Source organism: Micromonospora humi, assembly GCF_900090105.1.
GTDB lineage: Bacteria > Actinomycetota > Actinomycetes > Mycobacteriales > Micromonosporaceae > Micromonospora > Micromonospora humi.
Map to the genome: position 1 here is coordinate 387251 of NZ_FMDM01000004.1, position 17138 is coordinate 404388.

The following is a 17138-nucleotide window of genomic DNA, read 5'->3' on the forward strand; positions in this document are numbered from 1 at the left end:
CGTGCCGGTTCATCCGGCGTGGCACTCTTGACCGGTGGACACCGACGACATCGGCCTGTTCGGTCCGGGTTCGGTCACGTGGAAGGTGCACGAGGAACCGGTCCTGATCGTCGCCGGCCTGCGCTCGCTCTACCTGCAGGCGCTGCATCCGCGCGCGATGGCCGGGGTGGCGCAGAACAGCAACTACCGGTCCGACGCCTGGGGCCGGCTGGTCCGCACGGCCACCTACGTGGCGACGACGATCTACGGCACCACCGCCGAGGCGGAGGCGGCCGGCCGGCGCCTGCGCGGGCTGCACTCCCGGATGCGCGCCACCGACCCGGTCACCGGCGAGGAGTTCCGCGTCGACGAGCCGGACCTGCTGCGCTGGGTGCACGTCACCGAGGTCGAGTCGTTCGTGAGCACCGCGCGGCGGGCCGGGCTCGCGCTGACCGACGACGAGGTGGACGGCTACTACACCGAGCAGCGCCGGGCGGCGGCCCTGGTGGGGCTGGATCCGGCGGACGTGCCGGGCACCGCCGCCGAGGTCGAGGCCTACTACCGGGACGTACGCCCGGAGCTGCGGATGACCCGGGAGGCGGCCGAGACCGCGCTGTTCCTGACCGCGCCGCCGATCCCGTGGAAGCTCAGCCCGACGGTGAAGCTCGGCCTGAACCTCGGGCCGCCGCGCTGGGCGTACCTGGGGGTGGCCGGCACCGCGCTGGGGTTGCTGCCGCCCTGGGCGTTGCGGCTCTACGGCGGCCTGGGCCTGCCGACCACCGCGCTCTCGGCGGAGGTGGGCGTGCGGGCGTTGCGGCTCGCCCTGGCGGCGGTGCCGCGCCGCTATCGGGAGGGGCCGTTGCAGCAGGCCGCCAAGGAACGCGCGGCCCGGCTCGCGGCGGCCTGAGGCGTCCTCAGTCGGCGTCGGCGAAGCGTTCGACGGCCGACCACGGGTCCTTGCCGGGGGCCTGCGCGCCGGCCGGGCAGGTGCGCCGGTAGTCGCACCAGCCGCAGCGCGGCCCCGGCTCGGTGGGGAACTCCTCGTCGGGGTCGGCCCCGCCGGCCACCGCCCGCTCGGCGGCCATGATGTCGCGGGCGGTCTCCTCGGCGCGGGTGAGCTGCCGGTGCAGCGACTCGGGGGTGTGCTCGTGCGCGGCGACCGTGCCGGTGGGCAGGTGGTGCAGCTCGACCCGGTGGCACGGTCGCCGGAACACCCGCTCCGCCGCGTACGCGTAGAGCGCGAGCGCCTGCGAGCCACGGGCGTCGTCGGCGTCGAGCCCGGTGCGGCCGGTCTTGTAGTCGACGATGACCAGCTCGGGTCGGCCGTCCGGGCCGGGGCGCGAGTCGATCCGGTCGGTGCGGCCGTTGAACGCCAGCACGGCGGTCTTGACGGCGACCACCCGCTCCACGCCGATCGGCTCGTCGGCCGGGTCGAGGCCCGCCACGTAGGACTCGAGCCAGCCCAGCGCCCGCCGGAAGGCGTCGCGTTCCTGCTCGTCGTCGCGGTAGCCCTCGCGGACCCAGACGCCCTTGAGCAGGGTGCCGAGCGCCTCGGGCCGGCGTCGGTCGGGGGCCAGCCCATACCAGTTCTTCAGCGCGGTGTGGACGCTGGCGCCGAGCGAGTTGTGCGCCCACGGCGGCCCCTTCGGCGGGGCCGGCCGGTCCACGTACGCGTAGCGGTAGCGCCGGGGGCAGTCGGCGTAGGCGCCCAACTTGCTGGGGGTGCAGACGAAGAGCCGTTCGGGCATGCCCTCGAAGCCGAGCTGCTCGGCCTGCTCGGCGCGGGGCCGGGGCGCCCGGCCGCCGGTGGGTCGTCCGGTCGGTGAAGGTCGTCGCACACCGGAGATCCTGCCACCCGACTGTGACAGCGGCCGGACCGCTCAGGCGTTGGTGAGGTATTCGGTCACGAACGCCGCGATCGCGTCCGCGATGAGCTGCACCGCGATGGCGGCCAGCAGCAGGCCGGCGATCCGGGTCAGCACCTCGATGCCGCCCGGGCGGAGCACCTTGACGATCCCGCCGGAGAAGCGCAGCACCACCCAGACCGCGACCATCACCGCGACGATGGCGAGCGCGATGGCCACGTAGTCGGTGATGCCGCCGGCCCGCTGCACGAACAGCATGGTGGCCACGATGGCGCCGGGGCCGGCCAGCAGCGGGGTGCCCAGCGGCACCAGCGCGATGTTGGAGGTGACCTGCTGGCTCGGGTCGTCGGCCTTGCCGGTCAGCAGTTCCAGCGCCACCAGCACCAGCAGCAGGCCGCCGGCGGCCTGCAACGCGGGCAGGTCGACGTGCAGGTAGGCGAGGATCGTCTGCCCCGCCACCGCGAAGATCACGATGACCCCGAGCGCCAGCGCCACGGCCTGCCACGCGGCCCGGTTCCGGTCGCGGGCGGGCAGCGGCCCGGTGAGCGCGAGGAAGATGGGCATCATTCCGGGCGGGTCGACGATCACCAGCAGGGTCACGAAGACCTCGCCGAAGAGCTTGAGATCCACGCGGACACGGTAGCCGTGCCGCCGGAACGCTTCAGCCTGAAGCGACCGGGGTCACCCCCCGGGCCAGCCCGACGATCCGCTCGTACGCCTCGGGGCTCGTGGTGTGCGCGCCGAGCCGGACGGTCTTGTGCGTGCCGTGGAAGTCCGACGAGCCGGTGACCAGGAGATCCAGCTCGGCGGCGAGGCGGCGGACGTGCTCCCGCTCGGCCGGGCTGTGGTCCTCGTGGTCGGCCTCCAGGCCGGCCAGGCCGGCCGCCGCCAGCTCGACGATCAGCTCGTCCGGGACGATCCGGCCGCGCCGGCTGGCCCGGGGGTGGGCGAAGACGGGCACCCCGCCGGCCGCCCGCACCAGCGCGACCGCGCGAAACACGTCGATGTCGTCCTTGGGCAGCCGGTACCGCTCCCCCAGCCAGTCCGGCCCGAACGCCTCGGTGGTGGTGGCGACCAGGCCGGCCCGGATCAGCGCCTGCGCGATGTGCGGCCGGCCGACCGTGCCGCCGGCCGCGCCGGCCAGGATCGCCGACCAGCTCACCGGGATGCCGTCGGCCTGGAGCAGCCGGACGATCCGCTCACCGCGTTCCTCGCGGGCCCGCCGGACCCGGGCCAGTTCCGCGACCAGCTCCGGCGAGCCCGGGTCGAAGAGGTACGCGAGCAGGTGCAGCGGGATCGCCGGCTCGGCGCCGAACCAGCGGCAGGAGAGTTCGGCGCCGCGGATCAGGGTGAGGCCGGGCGGCAGGGCGGCGACCGCGGGGGCCCAGCCCGCCGTGGTGTCGTGGTCGGTGAGCGCCACCACGTCGAGCCCGGCCCCGGCGGCGGCTCCGACCAGCTCGGCCGGGCCGAGCGTGCCGTCGCTGGCGGTGGAGTGGGTGTGCAGGTCGATGCGGGCGGGAACGCTCACCCGCCCGACGCTACGCCCCGTCCGGCACGGCCGGGGTGTCGGCCACCACCACGGGCCGCTGCCCCGGCGGCACCCCGTCGAGCGTCGACGGGGTCGGCCGCTCACCGGCCAGGACCCGGTCGGGCCTGACCCGGACCAGCCCGCCCGTGGCGTCCACGTGCAGCGCGGCGCCGACGCGGGTCCAGGCCGGAACACCGGCCAGCAGCGGACCGGCCGGGTGGGCCGCCGGGGCGCCGGCCAGGTCGACCAGCACGGCGGTGCGGCCGGTGCCGTTCGCCAGCAGCCAGCGACCGTCCGGGGAGATCGCGCCGAGCCCGTCGGCGGCCAGCTTCGGACCGCAGCCGGTGCGCGTCGGGGTGAGGTCGCGGGCCGGGTCGAGCAGCGCCACGCAGGGCTGTCGTGCCGGCCCGGTGGCGACCAGGCCGACCACCAGCCCGTCCGGCCGGCTGCCGTAGACGCCACGCACGTCCGGGTTCACCGGACCGGGCACCCCGCCCATGGCGCGTCGCCAGACGCTCATGCCGACCCGGTCGGGCTGGCTGACCAGCACGTCGTCGCCGCTGAAGCCGACCGGCACGACGCCGGTCGGCGCGGCCACCCGGCTGGGCGCGATGAGCTGGCCGGCGACCACCCCGGCCGCGACCAGGTCCGGGCCGTCCCGCCAGGCCACCTGCCGCCCGTCCGGGGAGACCGCGACGGCGTCCGCGGCGGCGAGCATCACCTGCGGCGCGCCGCCGGCGGCGGACACCCACCAGAGGGTACGGCCGGCCGCGGTGGCCGCCGAGGTGAGCAGCCAGCCCTCCCGGTCGTGGATCCGCTGCGCCCGTTCGACGCCACCCACCCCGGTCAGCTCCCGCCGCTCGCCGCCACTGGTGTCCAGGACGTCGCCGACGAGCAGGTCGAGCTCGGCTCGGACCGGGCCCGACCGCGGCGTGGAGGCGGTGGGCAGCGGGGACGGGGTGTGCCCGCGGGGGTCGCCGAGCACCACGGTCGGCGTGCCGCCGCGCCCGCCCGACTCGCCGAGCTGGGCCATCCCGGTGGTGACCAGCACCGTCGCGATGCCCGCCAGGGCCAGGCCGGCGAGCGCCCGGCGACGCCCGCTGCGCCGGGCCCGTCGCAGCACGGCCCCCGCCGGGTCGGCGCGGAGCGGTCCGGGCCGGTCGACCCGACGGGAGAGAGTCTCCCGCAGCGCCCGCTCCAGCTCGTCCTCGCCCACGAGGAGTGGACGCTCCGGGCTGCCCGTCCGGTTGTCACGGGCGGGTCGGCTGCCGCTCATCGGGTCTCCGCCGCGATCCCGACGGCCGGGCGGACCTGGGCCGGCGTGGCCGGGCGGGGCGCGGGCCGCCCGGCGGACCCGGGTGGGCGCGCGGGCTGACCCGCCGGCGCGGGCCGGCCGGCGGACCCGGGCTGTCGGGTGGGTGCGACCTGACCGGCCGGCGCGGGCTGACCGGCCGGCGCGGGCTGTCGGGTGGGCGCGGGTCGCCGGACGGGCGCGGGTCGGGCCGGCCCGGTGGACGGTGCGGACGAGCCCGGGCCGCCGGTCGGGGCGGCCCCGGGGGCCGGCCTCGCCTCGACGTCCGGCTCGGCCGGCAGGCCCAGCGCGGCCTCGGAGCCGAGCCGGCGGCGCAGGGTGTTCAACGCCCGGGAGGTCTGGCTCTTGACCGTGCCCGGGGAGATCTCCAGCAGGGCGGCGGTCTGCGCCTCCGACATGTCCTCGTAGAAGCGGAGCACCAGCACGGCCCGCTGCCGGGCGGGTAGCGCCTGCAGGTGCCGCCACAGCGCGTCCCGGTCGAGCTGGTGCTCGATCTCGTCGACGCCGGCCCGTTCCGGCAGCACCTCGGTCGGCCGTTCGCCGTGCCAGCGGCGACGCCACCAGCTGGTCGACGTGTTGACCAGGACCCGGCGGGCGTACGGCTCGATGGCGTCGATCCCGCCGAGCCGCTTCCAGGCCAGGTAGGTCTTGGTCAGCGCGGTCTGGAGCAGGTCCTCGGCGGTGGCCCAGTCACCGGCCAGCAGGTAGGCGGTGCGCAGCAGGGCGCCGGACCGGGCCGCCACGAACTCGCGGAACTCCTCCTCCAGCGGATCCCTGCTCGCCACGCTCACCTCCGCGCCCCCGTCCTGCATGGCAGGCTCCCACGGCCGAGCGGGTCGGGTCGACGGCGAAAGGTGTGCAGTCCTTCCGATGTTCGGACGGAAAGTTTCAGGCGCCGTCGTCGGCCTTGGCCTCGTCGGCCTCCTTGCCCAACCGCGCCTCCACGGCCTGCGGCTCGTACATCTCCTCCACCACGCGCAGGTAGAGCTCGTTCGGGTTGGGCAGGTTCTTGACCTCGCGGAGCGCCTGCTCCTGCCCCGCCGACTCCAGCACGAACGTGCCGTAGTTGAGGGCGCGACCGGTGGGGGTCTGCTCGTACTTCATGTCGGTGACGCGGACCAGCGGCATCATCGCGACGCGGCGGGTGATGATCCCGTTGACCACCATCACCCGCTTGTTGGTCAGGATGAACCGGTCGTACCACCAGTCGGCGACCCGCCAGGCGACCCAGCCCATCACGGCGAACCAGAGCAGCACCGCGACCGTGGTCAGGGCGCCGACGTCCCGCCCGGCGAGGAAGCCGGAGAGGTAGCCGAGCACGAACGTGGCCGCGACGCCGACGATGATCGGCGTGGAGAGGTGGATCCAGTGCCGCTTCCACTCGCCCCGGTAGCGCTCGGTGGGGAAGAGGTAGCGGGCGACCAGCGAGCTGGGCTCGTCCTCCAGCGGCAGCACCCGGCGTGGGGCCATGCCGGAGGCGTCGACCCGGAGACCGGCCAGCTCCTCCTCGGAGATCGGCTGCTCCGGGTAGCCCTCCGGGTCGCGCGACCAGGCGCGGCCGGAGCGGCCCTCACCGGCGTAGCCGGGGCCGTCGCCGAAGGCGGCGTCGCCCGACAGGGAGGGCCCGGCCCCGTAGGCGGGGCCGGCGCCGTAGCCGGGACCGTCGTCCGGGTCGATCCGTGGGATCGGCTCGGTGTCGCGCTCCCGGCGTGCCCGGTCGGGATCGTCCGGGTCGAAGGGGGGACCGGAAGGGCTTCCCATGGGCGGCTAGGCGACGAGGTTGGTGAAGAAGTCGCCGAAGCCCTGCGCGATGTCCATGATGCCGCCACCGAGAGACTTGAACACGTCGGCGGCCGAGTTCGGCCGGTAGGCGACGAAGAAGATCAAGAATGCGATGCCGGCCCAGGTGAGGACCTTCTTGACCATAGCGGGCCATCCTCTCGCGGAGCCGGGTCCGTTTACCGCAGCGGCACCCAGAGTATCAGCATGGTGTCTTACCGTGAATATCTGCGTCCGGTCTCCGACTCGCCGGTGCCGGCCGGTCAGGCCTGCCCGTGCAGGTACGGGGATGGTGCGCCGTACACGAGCTCGGGCGGCGTCCACTCGGTGAGGTCGTGCAAGACGACCTCCTCCGCGAGGAGGTGACCCGCGCTCGCCGGCCAGGCTATCGCATGGAGCCACATTCCCCGAGCCTCGCCGGCGTACGCGCTTCGATCCGTTTCGGACCGCACGAGCCACAGTGGAGTCGGATGGCCGCCCACCCTGATCTTCGCGTGCGGCACACGCTCGGGATGACCAGGGCCGGGATCGGTCAGCGCCTCCTCGACCTCGGGGCCGGGATCGGGGCCGGGCAGTCCCGCGAAGCGGGAACCCAGGCCGACGCCGGGCTCCTCGGCGACGAAGATCAGGTCGGCCGGTCCACCGTCGAGCGGCGCCGGGCCGGCGCAGGCGACCGCGGTGGCACGGATCCCGACCCGATCGTCGCCCGCCCATGCCACCCCGGTCAGCGTCCAACCCGGCGGGAGCGGCCACGGGCACCACAGCGGCATGCCGGGCCGGTCGGCCGGTTCGCCGTCGGCGGCCACCCGTTGGACCACGCTCGCCATGATCTCGGCGCCGATGTGCGCCGGCACGTGCAGGGGCACCACCGGGCCGCAGCGCACGCACCGGTACTCGCCGTGCATCAGGTCCGGCTCGCGCACCGGGCCCGCGCACCTGGGACAACTCACCGCGACTGTCACGCCTTCACCGTCACCCCGGGGCGGCGACGCGTCAAGCGGGCCGGGCCGACGAACATGGGATTTCCACCCGGCAGCACGACCGTCGAGCGTCAGTCCGGCGGCGGGCCGGCGTACGACCGGATCCAGGCGTGCATGGCGATGCCGCTGGCCACCCCCGCGTTGATGGAACGGGTCGACCCGTACTGGGCGATCGAGAAGAGCGCGTCGCAGGCCGCCCGGGCCACCGGGGAGAGCCCCGGCCCCTCCTGACCGAAGAGCAGCACGCAACGGCGGGGCAGGACGCCGGTCTCCAGCGGCCGGCAGCCGGGCAGGTTGTCGATCCCGACCACCGGCAGCCGCTCCCCGGCCGCCCAGGAGACGAACTCCTCGATCGTCGGGTGGTGCCGGACGTGCTGGTAGCGGTCGGTCACCATCGCGCCGCGGCGGTTCCACCGCCGGCGTCCGACGATGTGCACCTCGGCGGCGAGGAAGGCGTTGGCGTTGCGGACCACCGTGCCGATGTTGAAGTCGTGCTGCCAGTTCTCGATCGCCACGTGGAAGTCGTGCCGGCGCCGGTCCAGGTCGGCCACCACGGCCTCGCGCCGCCAGTAGCGGTAACGGTCCACCACGTTGCGCCGGTCCCCGGCGGCGAGCAGCTCCGGATCGAGGCGCGGGTCGTCCGGCGGGTCACCGGGCCACGGCCCCACGCCCACGTCGAGCTGGTCGTCGGTCACGGTCTGCAGAGGGTACGGGCCGACCGGGCGCGCGGTCAGCGCAGGTCGAGCGCGCCACCCAGCCGCTCCAGGAAACGCCTGTCGGCCGGACTGGGCGAGGTCTGGCCGGCGTGGCACACCCGGGCGGCCACCGACTCCACCCACTGCCGGTACGCGGCGGAGTCGGCCGGATCGGCCCGACGGCGCAGCACCCGCACCGCGGCCCGGGCGGCGGCGAGCAGGTCCACCAGGTCGGTGAGGCGTTCGCCGCGCTCGGCCGCGCCGTCGTGGCGGGCGTAGATCGCGGTGACCACCGCGCGGACCAGGTCGCTGTCGAAGGCCCGGCCGGCGGCCACCGCGTCCAGGCCGGCCAGCCCGGCGGTGACGCCGCGGTGCGGGCGCCCGGGGCCGGGCGAGGCGGCGGCGACGAGGACCCGGCCGGGCAGGTCGGTGAGCAGGTCCCACTCCGCTGCGGTGTACGCGGCGGTGGTGGGCGGTGCGGGGCGGCGACCGCCAGAGGACGGCTCTCCGGCGACGGAGTGGCTCATGGTGACCTCCAGCCAGAGCATATGCCCCGGGCGGAGCCGCTGGTCCCGTCCCCGCCGAACGGCGACGGGACCAGCGCGTCGGGCGTGGCGGATCAGCGCGGCTCGGGGAAGCTCGGGCGCTCCGGGTCGACGCCGTCCGGCACCGCGGCGGCCGCGTACTCCTGCTTCGGGACCATGACCTTGCGCCGGAACACGCAGACCATCGTGCCGTCCTGGTTGTAGCCCCGGGTCTCGACCGCCACCACGCCGCGGTCGGGCTTCGAGGCCGACTCGCGCTTGTCGAGCACGGTCGTCTCGCCGTAGATCGTGTCCCCGTGGAAGGTCGGGGCCACGTGCCGCAACGACTCGATCTCCAGGTTGGCGATCGCCTTGCCGCTGACGTCCGGCACGGACATGCCCAGCAGCAGCGAGTAGATGTAGTTGCCGACCACCACGTTGCGCTTGAACTGGGAGGCGGACTCCGCGTAGTGGGCGTCCAGGTGGAGCGGGTGGTGGTTCATGGTGAGCAGGCAGAAGAGGTGGTCGTCGTACTCGGTGACCGTCTTGCCCGGCCAGTGCCGGTAGACCGCGCCGACCTCGAACTCCTCGTAGTAGCGGCCGAACTGCATCCTGGTCCCTTCGACGGGCGGCGATGGAGTTCGGCACAGCATGCCTTACCGCTGGTTAAGGCGAGGGCCGGGGCGCTCGCGCGGCGGAAATGTCACACCGGGCGCCACCTGGGGGGAGACGCAATGAGCGGCGGGGCCCTCCCCGGCACCCGCCGCCCACGCTCTGATGGGGAAGATTCTGCCGCACGGAGGCACCGTCCAACAGAGATGGACGTCACATTTATCTTTTCGTAACACTACTGAGAGTTATAGGGGACCCCCCAGTAAGCGATCTCCGCAGGCCGGATCCCCCCTCGTCAGCCCGCAAGTTACCGATTCGTAGCCCGAACCCTGCGTGATCTCCCTGGAAACGCTCCCATCACATCCCGTCACGCAAATGCGTCCTGCACTTGCGATCCGCACGACCGCCGGGGACAGATAGAGTTCGATGTGCTGAGGATCACCCCAGGCCGGCCCGGTGTTTCGCCGCGCAGGTCACGGGAATTCCCCTGGATCGAGCTTGGTTCCACCGGACGTACGGCAATCCGCGGTGATCGGAGAGAGCAATGTCAACGGTTGAGCTGACCACGGCCAACTTCGACGAGGTGACCGGGCGCGACGGGATCGTCCTGCTCGACTTCTGGGCCGACTGGTGCGGCCCGTGCAAGCGCTTCGCCCCCGTCTACGAGCGCTCCTCGGAGAAGCACCCGGAGATCGCCTTCGGCAAGGTCGACACCGAGGCGCAGCAGGAACTGGCGGCCAAGTTCAACATCAGCTCCATCCCGACCGTGATGGCGATCCGTGACGGCGTCATCGTGTACGCCCAGCCGGGCGCGCTGCCCGAGTCGGCGCTGGAGAACCTCATCGAGCAGGTCGAGCAGCTGGACATGGACGACGTCCGCAAGAAGCTGGCCGAGCACAAGCACTGAGCACGTCCCCGCCGCCGGCCGGACCCCACCAGGGGCCCGGCCGGCGGCGTCCGCGTGCCTGGTTGACGGCGGACGGACAGGAAGAAATGGCCGACCGAGGGACAGTTGCGGACGGTTCACTCGGCGTATCGTCACGACCTGATGGAGACCTTGACCGCGCGCGGGCGTGCCGTCCGGCTGGCCGCCACCCTGCTCGGGCTGGCCCTGCTCCTCCTCGGCACCGTGCACGGCACCGACGACGACTTCCCGTTCGGTCCGTTCCGGATGTACTCCACCTCCGACCCGCCGGACGCGCCCGCACCCGACACCCGGGTGGAGGGCGTCGACCGCACCGGCGCGGTGGTCCCCCTCGGCCAGGACGCCACCGGCATCCGTCGCGCCGAGATCGAGGGTCAGCAGGACCGGTACGCCGCCGAGCCCGGCCTGCTGCGCACCGTCGCCGAGGCGTACGCGGAACGCCACCCCGCCGCCCCGGCGCTGGTGGAGGTGCGCATCGTGGTCCGCTGGTACGACATCCAGGGCGGCCGCCCGACCGGCGAGTGGACCGATCGCACCGCCGTACGCTGGCAGGCCGGCGGATGACCGGCTGGCTCACCGAGGCGGTGCCGCGCGGCCGGGTGGCCGCCTTCCGCACCCTCGTCTACCTCTTCGTCGCCGCCGACCTGGTCGTCTTCACCCCCTGGGTGCGCACCCGCGTCGACGTGCCCGGCGACCTCTACCAGCCGCTGCTCATCGGCCGGTTGCTCCCGCTGCCCACACCCGACCCGGCGCTGGTCGGCGTGGTCTTCTGGGTGCTGCTGGTGGCCGCACTGCTCGCCGCGACCGGCCGGGCGCCGCGGCTGCTCGGCTGGACGGTCTTCGCGCTCTACTTCGAGTGGATGATCGTGGCGATGAGCTACGGCAAGGTCGACCACGACCGGTTCGGCCTCCTGGTGGCGCTGGCCGCGCTGCCGACCGCAGGCCGGGCCCGGCACGGCGATCCGACCCGCACCGAGGCGGGCGGCTGGGCGCTGCGGGTCACCCAGATCGCGGTGATCTGCACCTACTTCCTCGCCGCCTGGGCCAAGTTCCGCTTCGGCGGCCTCGACTGGGCGACCGGCTCGGTGCTGGCCCGGGCGATCATCCGGCGCGGCACCGACCTCGCCGACGTGATCGCGCAGGTGCCCCACCTGCTGATCGTGGCTCAGTTCGGCATCCTGGCGTTCGAGCTGCTCAGCCCGCTGGTGTTCGTGGTGCCGGCCCGGTGGCGGACGGCCGTCGTCGGTTTCTTCTACTCGTTCCACCTGGCGACCATCGCGACCATCACCATCTCGTTCGCGCCGCACCTGGTGGCGATGACCGCGTTCCTGCCGCTGGAGAAGGTCCGCCCGGTGATGCTGGCCCGCCGCCTGATCGGTCGCCGCACCGCCCCGGCCGCGACCGCACCGCCGGCGTCTGCCGGGCCGACGCTGGCCGTCGAGCCGGTCGGCCCGTCCGCTTCCATTGCCGACGACCCCCGGGCCGTGACGTCACCCGGTTCGGCCGCGTCACCCGGTTCGGCTGCGTCCGGCGAGGTGGCCGGCGCTGACGCGACCGCCTAGACACCAGAAGCGCGGTATGCCTCTCAACAGCTACGCCTTGTTTCCGGCGCGACACGCCCACCGCTCACCGCCCGGCAGCCGGCGGACCACCGACCATCCGCCACCGCTGCCCACCACCGTCGAGTCCCGTGCCGAGCAACCGCCCACGCCCAGCGCCCAAAGGTGGCAGCGGGTCGGTCAGGTGGTGGGGTCGGGGCGGCCCGACGGACCGTACAACCGTTCCCGGGCCTCCTGCGGCAGCGCGCACGCCGCGGTGCCGCCGGGCAGGCGGTGCCGGTTGCGGGCCACCCAGCGGTACGCGGGCCACGCCGCGGCACGCACCGGCGGGAGGCGTAGGCCGCCCCCGGCGACGCGCCAGAGCGGCCCGCTGTCGCCGAGCAGCCGGGCGATCGCGTCCGGCCCGGCGGCCCGGGAGCCGTCGGCGCCCACCCACTGGACCGCCTCCTCGCACTCGGCCTCGGTCAGACCCAGCGCCGCCAGGTCGGCGAACTGCCACGGGACGACCCGGGCGCCGGTGGGGATACGACGCTCGATGAACTGCGCGCACCGGGTGCAGAAGGCGCAGTCGCCGTCGTAGACGAAGGTCGACGTCTCCATGTCACCATCCTGCACCCACGCGGGGCGCGGCGGTGCGCGGTGTCCGGCGCGTCACTTGCACTTCGTTCGTACACGTGTTCGAATGAGGTCCATGCGCTGGGACAACCTCTCCGCTCCCCCGGACGAGGGGACTCCCGATCGGGCGACGCCGGCGGCTCCACCCCTGCCGCTGGCGTTGCCCGGCGCGGTCGCCCGCACGTTCGACACCCCCGACTTCGCCGGCATGACCTTCTACGAGGTGCAGGCCAAGTCGATCATCAACCGGGTGCCGGGCCGGTCGCGCGTGCCGTTCGAGTGGACCGTCAACCCCTACCGCGGTTGCTCCCACGCGTGCACCTACTGCCTGGCCGGCGACACGCCGATCCTGATGGCCGACGGGCGCACCCGGCCGATCAGCGAGTTGGAGCCCGGCGACCGGATCTACGGCACCCAGCGGCGCGGCGCCTACCGCCACTACGTCGTCACCACCGTGCTCGACAAGTGGTCGACGGTGAAGCGGGCCCACCGGGTCATCCTGGCCGACGGCACCACGCTGGTGGCCAGCGGTGACCACCGCTTCCTGACCGAACGCGGCTGGAAGCACGTCACCGGGAGCATGCGGGGCGGCGCACGTCGCCCCTACCTGACCACCCGCAACCGCCTGCTCGGCACCGGCCGCTTCGCCGTCGCGCCGAAGCGCTCCGCCGACTACCACCGGGGCTACCTGCACGCGTTGGTTCGGTGGCCCGAGCACCCCCGCCGGCAACAGCCTGCGCACGACGGCATGGCAACTCCCGACGTCCTCCACCACCGGCAGCCCGCGCACGGCCAGGCGGCAGCCGCCGGCGTGCGCCGAAGCTTCCGCCTGGCCACCACCGAGGCGGAGGCGGTGGAGCGCGCCGAGCGGTTTCTCGCCGAGACCGGCGTCGCCGTCGAGCGGGTCGCCGGCCGGGTGACGCGCCGGTCCACGGCGGTCCGCGTGGCGCGGCGGGCCGACGCCGAGATCGTCGCGGCGCTGGTCCGCCCGCCGGACGCGCCGACCGACGACTGGCTGCTCGGTTTCCTGGCCGGCTCGTTCGACGCCGGCGGCAACTGCAGCCGGGGCGTGTTCCGGATCGGTGTCGCCGACGACGGCAGCCGGCGACGGGCGGCCGCCGCCCTCGACCGGTTCGACTTCCGGTGGGTGCTCGACGAGGCCGGCAACGGCAGCGCGCCCCGCCAGTTCCGGCTGACCGGTGGCCTGCCGGCACGGCTGCGCTTCTTCCACCTGACCGACCCGGCCGTCACCCGGAAGCGCTCGATCGAGGGCGCCGCGCTCAAGTGCGCGGCCCGGCTCCAGGTGACCGCCGTGGAGGATCTGGGCCTGGAGCTGCCGCTGTGGGACATCACCACCGGCACCGGCGACTTCATCGCCAACGGGGTGGTCAGCCACAACTGCTTCGCCCGCAACACCCACACCTACCTCGACCTCGACGCCGGGGCGGACTTCGACCGCAAGGTGATCGTCAAGGTCAACGCCGGTGAGTTGGTCCGGCGTGAGCTGGCCGCCCCGCGGTGGCGCGGCGCGCACGTCGCGATGGGCACCAACGTGGACTGCTACCAGCGCGCCGAGGGGCGTTACCGGCTGATGCCGCCGATCCTCGAGGCGCTGCGTGACTTCGCCAACCCGTTCTCCATCCTGACCAAGGGCACCCTGCTGCTGCGCGACCTGCCCCTGCTGAGGCAGGCCGCCGAGGTGACAGCGGTCGGGCTGTCCTATTCGGTCGGTTTCGTGGACGAGACGCTCTGGCGGCTGGCCGAGCCGGGCACGCCGAGCCCACGTCGCCGGCTGGACGCGGTCCGCCGGCTGGCCGACGCCGGCTTCCCGGTCGGGGTGCTGATGGCCCCGATCCTGCCCGGTCTCAGCGACGACGAGGAGTCGATCGACACCACGGTGGCCGCGATCGCCGCCTCCGGGGCCGCCGACGTGACCCCGTTGGCGCTGCACCTGCGTCCCGGTGCCCGGGAGTGGTACGCCCGGTGGCTGGCCCGCGAGTTCCCCCACCTGGTGCCCCGCTACCGGCGGCTCTACCGGTCCGGCGCGTACGCGCCGCAGGTCTACCAGCGGGAGGTGACCGCCCGGGTCCGGATGGCGGCGCGCCGGCACGGGCTGCACCGGGGCGAGGTCGGCGACAACCGCCGGCTGTCCGATCCCCCGCCGGCCGCTCCGGCCGCCGAACAGCTCTCCCTGCTCTAGGGAGAGCGAGGGTCGCCAGGCTCTCGTAGGCTGCGGCACATGCGGGAGATCATCGGTGCGGCGCTCCGCCGGCAGCGCCGCGTCGTGCTGGTCGCGGTGGCGGCGGGCCTGGTCGTCGGGCTGTTCTCCCGCTGGGCCGGCTCGGTCGACACGCCGCTGTCCCTGCTGGGCCTGGTGGCGCCGCTGGTCATGATCGCCTTCGGGATCCGGGAGTTCACCCACCGACCGCCCACCGGTGACCTCCGGGTCGACGAGGCCGGTCGGGCCTTCTTCGCGCCGCCCCGGGCCAGGATCGCATTCGCGCCGGTCCTGATGGGCTGGCTGGGCTACGTGGCCGTCGACGGTGCCGGCCCACCGCTGCTGACGGTGCTGCTGGTGGTGGTTCTCGGGTGGCTGCTGGTCGCGCACTGGCGCAGCGCCCCGCTGGTGGTGCTCACCGCCGAGGAGATCGGCGTCGGCACCGCACCTGCCGTCGTCGTCCCGTGGGCGGCGCTCGGGCCGACCGGGGCGGTGGCGGAGGGCGCCGCGCGGACGCGGCTGGCCGTCGCCCGGCCGGAACTGGTCCGGCCCCGCTGGCGGGGCCGGTTCCCGGTCGACCTGCCCGTTCGGGACCTCACGGTCGCCCCGGCCCTGCTGGCGGCCGCGATCGGGCACTACGCCGCCCGTCCCGAGCATCGGGCCGCCATCGGCACCGCCGCCGAACACGCACGGCTGCGGCGCGAGCTGACCGGCGAGCGGCCGTCCTGAGTCGAGGAGGCTCCTCGCCCGTCGTCGCCGCGATGCCGCGTTAGGCTCGGTTGATGCGTTCCGCCCAGCAGTTGCTCGCCGACTCCGCCGTGATCGCCGTGGTCGGGGCCTCCCGTGACCCGGGCAAGGCCGCGCACCGCGTACCGCTGGAGATGCAGCGGCACGGCTGGCGGATCATCCCGGTGAACCCGACCGTGGACGAGTTGTTCGGCGAGAAGGCGTACCCGACGCTGGCCGACATCCCGCACCCGGTCGATCTGGTGGACGTGTTCCGGCCGGCCCGGGACGCGGTCGACGTGGTCCGGCAGGCGGTGGCGATCGGCGCGCCGGCGGTCTGGCTCCAGCTCGGGATCGTCTCCGCCGAGGCGCGGCGGATCGCCGAGGAGGCGGGCGTCGACTACGTGGAGGACCGGTGCCTCATCGTCGAGCGGGCCGCCGGCGGCCTCTCCCGGCGCGGCTGACCACGCCGGGCACCTAGCCGGGGGCGAAGAGCAGGTCGAGTTGGGCGTCGAGCGCGGCCAGCGCGGTCTCCGGCGGATAGTGCCCGCCGAGCACGTGCACCCCGAGCCCTTCCATCACGGCGAGCAGGCCGACCGCGGCCCGCTCCGGGTCCACCCGGCCGTCCGCGACGAGCGGTGACCCGGCGGCGATCTGGCCGGCGACGAACGCGAGCAGCGCGGTCGTCTCGCCGTGCAGCGCCGCGGCGACGGCGGGCCGGACAGCGGTGTACGCCAGGAAGGCGAGAGCCACCCGCCCGTCCGCCCGCCGCTCCTCGTCCAGCGGCAGCAGCGCGGCCAGCATGGCGCGGAGCAGCGCGCGGGGTGCCGGTGTCGCGCCGAGCGCCTCGACCGCCCGGCGGACCCGGGCCTCGTTGCGCTCGCTCACCACGGCGAGGGCGAAGGTCATCATCTCGTCCCGGGTGCGGAAGTAGTGCTGCACCATCCCGGCGCTGACCTCGGCGGCGGCGGCCACGTGCCGCAGGCTGACCGCTTCCAGCCCCTGCTCGGCGGCGACCCGCATCAACGCGTCGGCGATCAGCGCCCGGCGCTCCCGGTGGTCGACCCGTCTCGGCATGACTCCATGCTTTCACAATACGACTGCATTGACATGGGCACCCTGCCCCCTTTACATTGCGACTGTATTGCAAAAGGGAGGTGCGGCGATGAGACGGACGATCCGGCTGGCGCGGCGAGTCGTGGCGTACGAATGGGGCATGTGGCGCAGCCTCACCCGGTGGACGCTGCGCCGCCCCTACCCGGTGGCGCCGGGCGCGGCCACGTTCGCCTATGTCGGCGGCGTGCAACCGATCCTGCTGGCCTTCCTCGCCCTGTCCACGATCGAGATCCCGATCCTGGACGTGATCCTGCGGCGCACCGTCGACTCGACGACGATCCGGCACGCGGCGATCGGGGTCGGCGTCTGGGGTGTGCTGTGGATGGTCGGGCTGCTGGCCAGCCTCCGGATCCACCCGCACGTCGTCGACGACACCGGCCTGCGGGTGCGCAACGGCGTCTCGATCGACGTCACCGTCCCGTGGGCCGCCGTGGCCGACGTCGCGGTCCGCCGTCGGTCCCTGTCGTCCAGCCGCGCCGCGCGCTACGACGAGGACGACCCGGAGGTGCTGAACCTCGGCGTCGGCAGCCAGACCGCGATCGACGTGACGCTGCGGGAACCGCTGTCGGTGCCCCTGCCGAGCGGGCCGAGCACACCGGTCCGGGAGATCCGGATGTACGCCGACGACCCGGCCGCGCTCGTCGACCGCGCCCGCCGGCACCTGCCCACCACTCAGCCGAAGCGGTGAGAGGGTGCCCCTTCTCT

21 protein-coding genes are annotated in these 17138 nt (G+C 74.2%); 8 read left to right on the forward strand and 13 right to left on the reverse strand.

From position 1 onward, the window contains the following. The first annotated feature begins 34 nt into the window (after positions 1-34). Positions 35-886, forward strand: a complete 852-nt coding sequence (locus GA0070213_RS10125) for an oxygenase MpaB family protein (RefSeq protein WP_091061244.1) — start codon at positions 35-37, stop codon at positions 884-886. Positions 887-893: 7 nt separating this feature from the next. Here GA0070213_RS10125 and GA0070213_RS10130 read toward each other — a convergent pair whose 3' ends face one another. From GA0070213_RS10130 to GA0070213_RS10175, 11 genes are all read right to left on the reverse strand, one after another. Beyond that, positions 894-1727, reverse strand: coding sequence for a RecB family exonuclease (locus GA0070213_RS10130; protein WP_245716343.1), 834 nt, complete (start codon positions 1725-1727; stop codon positions 894-896). A 132-nt stretch (positions 1728-1859) separates the two neighbouring features. After that, on the reverse strand, positions 1860-2474 hold the full coding sequence (locus GA0070213_RS10135; protein ID WP_091061251.1) for a MarC family protein: 615 nt from the start codon (positions 2472-2474) through the stop codon (positions 1860-1862). A gap of 31 nt (positions 2475-2505) precedes the next feature. Then, a complete protein-coding gene (locus GA0070213_RS10140; RefSeq protein WP_091061254.1) occupies positions 2506-3372 on the reverse strand; it encodes a PHP domain-containing protein in 867 nt (288 codons plus the stop codon). Between the two features lie 10 nt (positions 3373-3382). Continuing rightward, positions 3383-4648: a TolB-like translocation protein gene (locus GA0070213_RS10145; RefSeq protein WP_091061258.1), complete on the reverse strand. Its 1266-nt coding sequence runs from the start codon at positions 4646-4648 to the stop codon at positions 3383-3385. Further along, positions 4645-5496, reverse strand: coding sequence for a SigE family RNA polymerase sigma factor (locus GA0070213_RS10150; protein WP_091061262.1), 852 nt, complete (start codon positions 5494-5496; stop codon positions 4645-4647). Before GA0070213_RS10150 ends, GA0070213_RS10145 begins: the two co-directional genes overlap by 4 nt. Positions 5497-5572: 76 nt before the next feature. After that, positions 5573-6445 carry a PH domain-containing protein gene (locus tag GA0070213_RS10155; RefSeq protein ID WP_091061265.1) on the reverse strand — a complete coding sequence of 291 codons (873 nt, stop codon included), beginning with the start codon at positions 6443-6445 and terminating at the stop codon, positions 5573-5575. A gap of 6 nt (positions 6446-6451) precedes the next feature. Continuing rightward, complete coding sequence (locus GA0070213_RS31470) at positions 6452-6610, reverse strand: hypothetical protein (RefSeq protein WP_013283898.1); 159 nt, start codon at positions 6608-6610, stop codon at positions 6452-6454. Between the two features lie 116 nt (positions 6611-6726). Then, entirely contained in the window at positions 6727-7425 is a 699-nt protein-coding gene (locus tag GA0070213_RS10160; RefSeq protein ID WP_332367391.1) for a TFIIB-type zinc ribbon-containing protein, read from the reverse strand. 89 nt (positions 7426-7514) lie between these two features. Continuing rightward, positions 7515-8138 (reverse strand): TrmH family RNA methyltransferase, encoded by a 624-nt coding sequence (locus tag GA0070213_RS10165; RefSeq protein ID WP_091061269.1) that lies wholly within the window; start codon positions 8136-8138, stop codon positions 7515-7517. A gap of 35 nt (positions 8139-8173) precedes the next feature. Then, complete coding sequence (locus GA0070213_RS10170) at positions 8174-8665, reverse strand: hypothetical protein (protein ID WP_091061518.1); 492 nt, start codon at positions 8663-8665, stop codon at positions 8174-8176. 92 nt (positions 8666-8757) lie between these two features. Beyond that, complete coding sequence (locus GA0070213_RS10175) at positions 8758-9273, reverse strand: MaoC family dehydratase (RefSeq protein ID WP_091061273.1); 516 nt, start codon at positions 9271-9273, stop codon at positions 8758-8760. 545 nt (positions 9274-9818) lie between these two features. On the opposite strand from GA0070213_RS10175, the gene trxA reads away from it, so the two are divergent. The 3 genes from trxA to GA0070213_RS10190 all read left to right on the forward strand — a co-directional run bounded on the left by trxA (position 9819) and on the right by GA0070213_RS10190 (position 11761). Then, positions 9819-10181, forward strand: coding sequence for a thioredoxin (gene trxA, locus GA0070213_RS10180; protein WP_091061277.1), 363 nt, complete (start codon positions 9819-9821; stop codon positions 10179-10181). A gap of 141 nt (positions 10182-10322) precedes the next feature. Next, positions 10323-10763, forward strand: a complete 441-nt coding sequence (locus tag GA0070213_RS10185; protein ID WP_091061280.1) for a hypothetical protein — start codon at positions 10323-10325, stop codon at positions 10761-10763. After that, entirely contained in the window at positions 10760-11761 is a 1002-nt protein-coding gene (locus GA0070213_RS10190; protein ID WP_139128651.1) for an HTTM domain-containing protein, read from the forward strand. The genes GA0070213_RS10185 and GA0070213_RS10190 overlap by 4 nt, the downstream gene beginning before the upstream one ends. Positions 11762-11938: 177 nt before the next feature. Here the strand turns inward: GA0070213_RS10190 and GA0070213_RS10195 are convergent, their stop codons facing one another. After that, positions 11939-12358 (reverse strand): thiol-disulfide oxidoreductase DCC family protein, encoded by a 420-nt coding sequence (locus GA0070213_RS10195; RefSeq protein WP_091061282.1) that lies wholly within the window; start codon positions 12356-12358, stop codon positions 11939-11941. 91 nt (positions 12359-12449) lie between these two features. Between GA0070213_RS10195 and GA0070213_RS10200 the strand changes: the two genes are divergently transcribed. From GA0070213_RS10200 to GA0070213_RS10210, 3 genes are read left to right on the forward strand one after another with little or no spacing between them, the layout of a single operon-like run. Continuing rightward, positions 12450-14573, forward strand: a complete 2124-nt coding sequence (locus tag GA0070213_RS10200) for an intein-containing Rv2578c family radical SAM protein (protein WP_091061284.1) — start codon at positions 12450-12452, stop codon at positions 14571-14573. Between the two features lie 39 nt (positions 14574-14612). Next, positions 14613-15320 carry a hypothetical protein gene (locus GA0070213_RS10205; protein WP_091061286.1) on the forward strand — a complete coding sequence of 236 codons (708 nt, stop codon included), beginning with the start codon at positions 14613-14615 and terminating at the stop codon, positions 15318-15320. A 53-nt stretch (positions 15321-15373) separates the two neighbouring features. Continuing rightward, complete coding sequence (locus GA0070213_RS10210) at positions 15374-15781, forward strand: CoA-binding protein (RefSeq protein WP_091061288.1); 408 nt, start codon at positions 15374-15376, stop codon at positions 15779-15781. A 13-nt stretch (positions 15782-15794) separates the two neighbouring features. On the opposite strand, the gene GA0070213_RS10215 is transcribed toward GA0070213_RS10210, so the two are convergent. Beyond that, complete coding sequence (locus GA0070213_RS10215; protein ID WP_091061290.1) at positions 15795-16394, reverse strand: TetR/AcrR family transcriptional regulator; 600 nt, start codon at positions 16392-16394, stop codon at positions 15795-15797. 88 nt (positions 16395-16482) lie between these two features. On the opposite strand from GA0070213_RS10215, the gene GA0070213_RS10220 reads away from it, so the two are divergent. Further along, positions 16483-17121 carry a PH domain-containing protein gene (locus GA0070213_RS10220; RefSeq protein ID WP_091061292.1) on the forward strand — a complete coding sequence of 213 codons (639 nt, stop codon included), beginning with the start codon at positions 16483-16485 and terminating at the stop codon, positions 17119-17121. Positions 17122-17138 lie beyond the last annotated feature (17 nt).

Excerpts from the sequence above, each read along its gene's own strand:
- GA0070213_RS10185 (WP_091061280.1), top strand. The coding sequence starts at position 10,323 with ATGGAGACCTTGACCGCGCGCGGGCGTGCCGTCCGGCTGGCCGCCACC.
- GA0070213_RS10130 (WP_245716343.1), bottom strand. The coding sequence starts at position 1,727 with ATGCCCGAACGGCTCTTCGTCTGCACCCCCAGCAAGTTGGGCGCCTAC.
- GA0070213_RS10155 (WP_091061265.1), bottom strand. The coding sequence starts at position 6,445 with ATGGGAAGCCCTTCCGGTCCCCCCTTCGACCCGGACGATCCCGACCGG.
- GA0070213_RS10200 (WP_091061284.1), top strand. The coding sequence starts at position 12,450 with ATGCGCTGGGACAACCTCTCCGCTCCCCCGGACGAGGGGACTCCCGAT.
- GA0070213_RS31470 (WP_013283898.1), bottom strand. The coding sequence starts at position 6,610 with ATGGTCAAGAAGGTCCTCACCTGGGCCGGCATCGCATTCTTGATCTTC.
- GA0070213_RS10175 (WP_091061273.1), bottom strand. The coding sequence starts at position 9,273 with ATGCAGTTCGGCCGCTACTACGAGGAGTTCGAGGTCGGCGCGGTCTAC.
- GA0070213_RS10205 (WP_091061286.1), top strand. The coding sequence starts at position 14,613 with ATGCGGGAGATCATCGGTGCGGCGCTCCGCCGGCAGCGCCGCGTCGTG.
- GA0070213_RS10150 (WP_091061262.1), bottom strand. The coding sequence starts at position 5,496 with ATGCAGGACGGGGGCGCGGAGGTGAGCGTGGCGAGCAGGGATCCGCTG.
- GA0070213_RS10195 (WP_091061282.1), bottom strand. The coding sequence starts at position 12,358 with ATGGAGACGTCGACCTTCGTCTACGACGGCGACTGCGCCTTCTGCACC.
- GA0070213_RS10215 (WP_091061290.1), bottom strand. The coding sequence starts at position 16,394 with ATGCCGAGACGGGTCGACCACCGGGAGCGCCGGGCGCTGATCGCCGAC.
- GA0070213_RS10210 (WP_091061288.1), top strand. The coding sequence starts at position 15,374 with ATGCGTTCCGCCCAGCAGTTGCTCGCCGACTCCGCCGTGATCGCCGTG.
- GA0070213_RS10220 (WP_091061292.1), top strand. The coding sequence starts at position 16,483 with ATGAGACGGACGATCCGGCTGGCGCGGCGAGTCGTGGCGTACGAATGG.
- trxA (WP_091061277.1), top strand. The coding sequence starts at position 9,819 with ATGTCAACGGTTGAGCTGACCACGGCCAACTTCGACGAGGTGACCGGG.
- GA0070213_RS10170 (WP_091061518.1), bottom strand. The coding sequence starts at position 8,665 with ATGAGCCACTCCGTCGCCGGAGAGCCGTCCTCTGGCGGTCGCCGCCCC.
- GA0070213_RS10145 (WP_091061258.1), bottom strand. The coding sequence starts at position 4,648 with ATGAGCGGCAGCCGACCCGCCCGTGACAACCGGACGGGCAGCCCGGAG.
- GA0070213_RS10190 (WP_139128651.1), top strand. The coding sequence starts at position 10,760 with ATGACCGGCTGGCTCACCGAGGCGGTGCCGCGCGGCCGGGTGGCCGCC.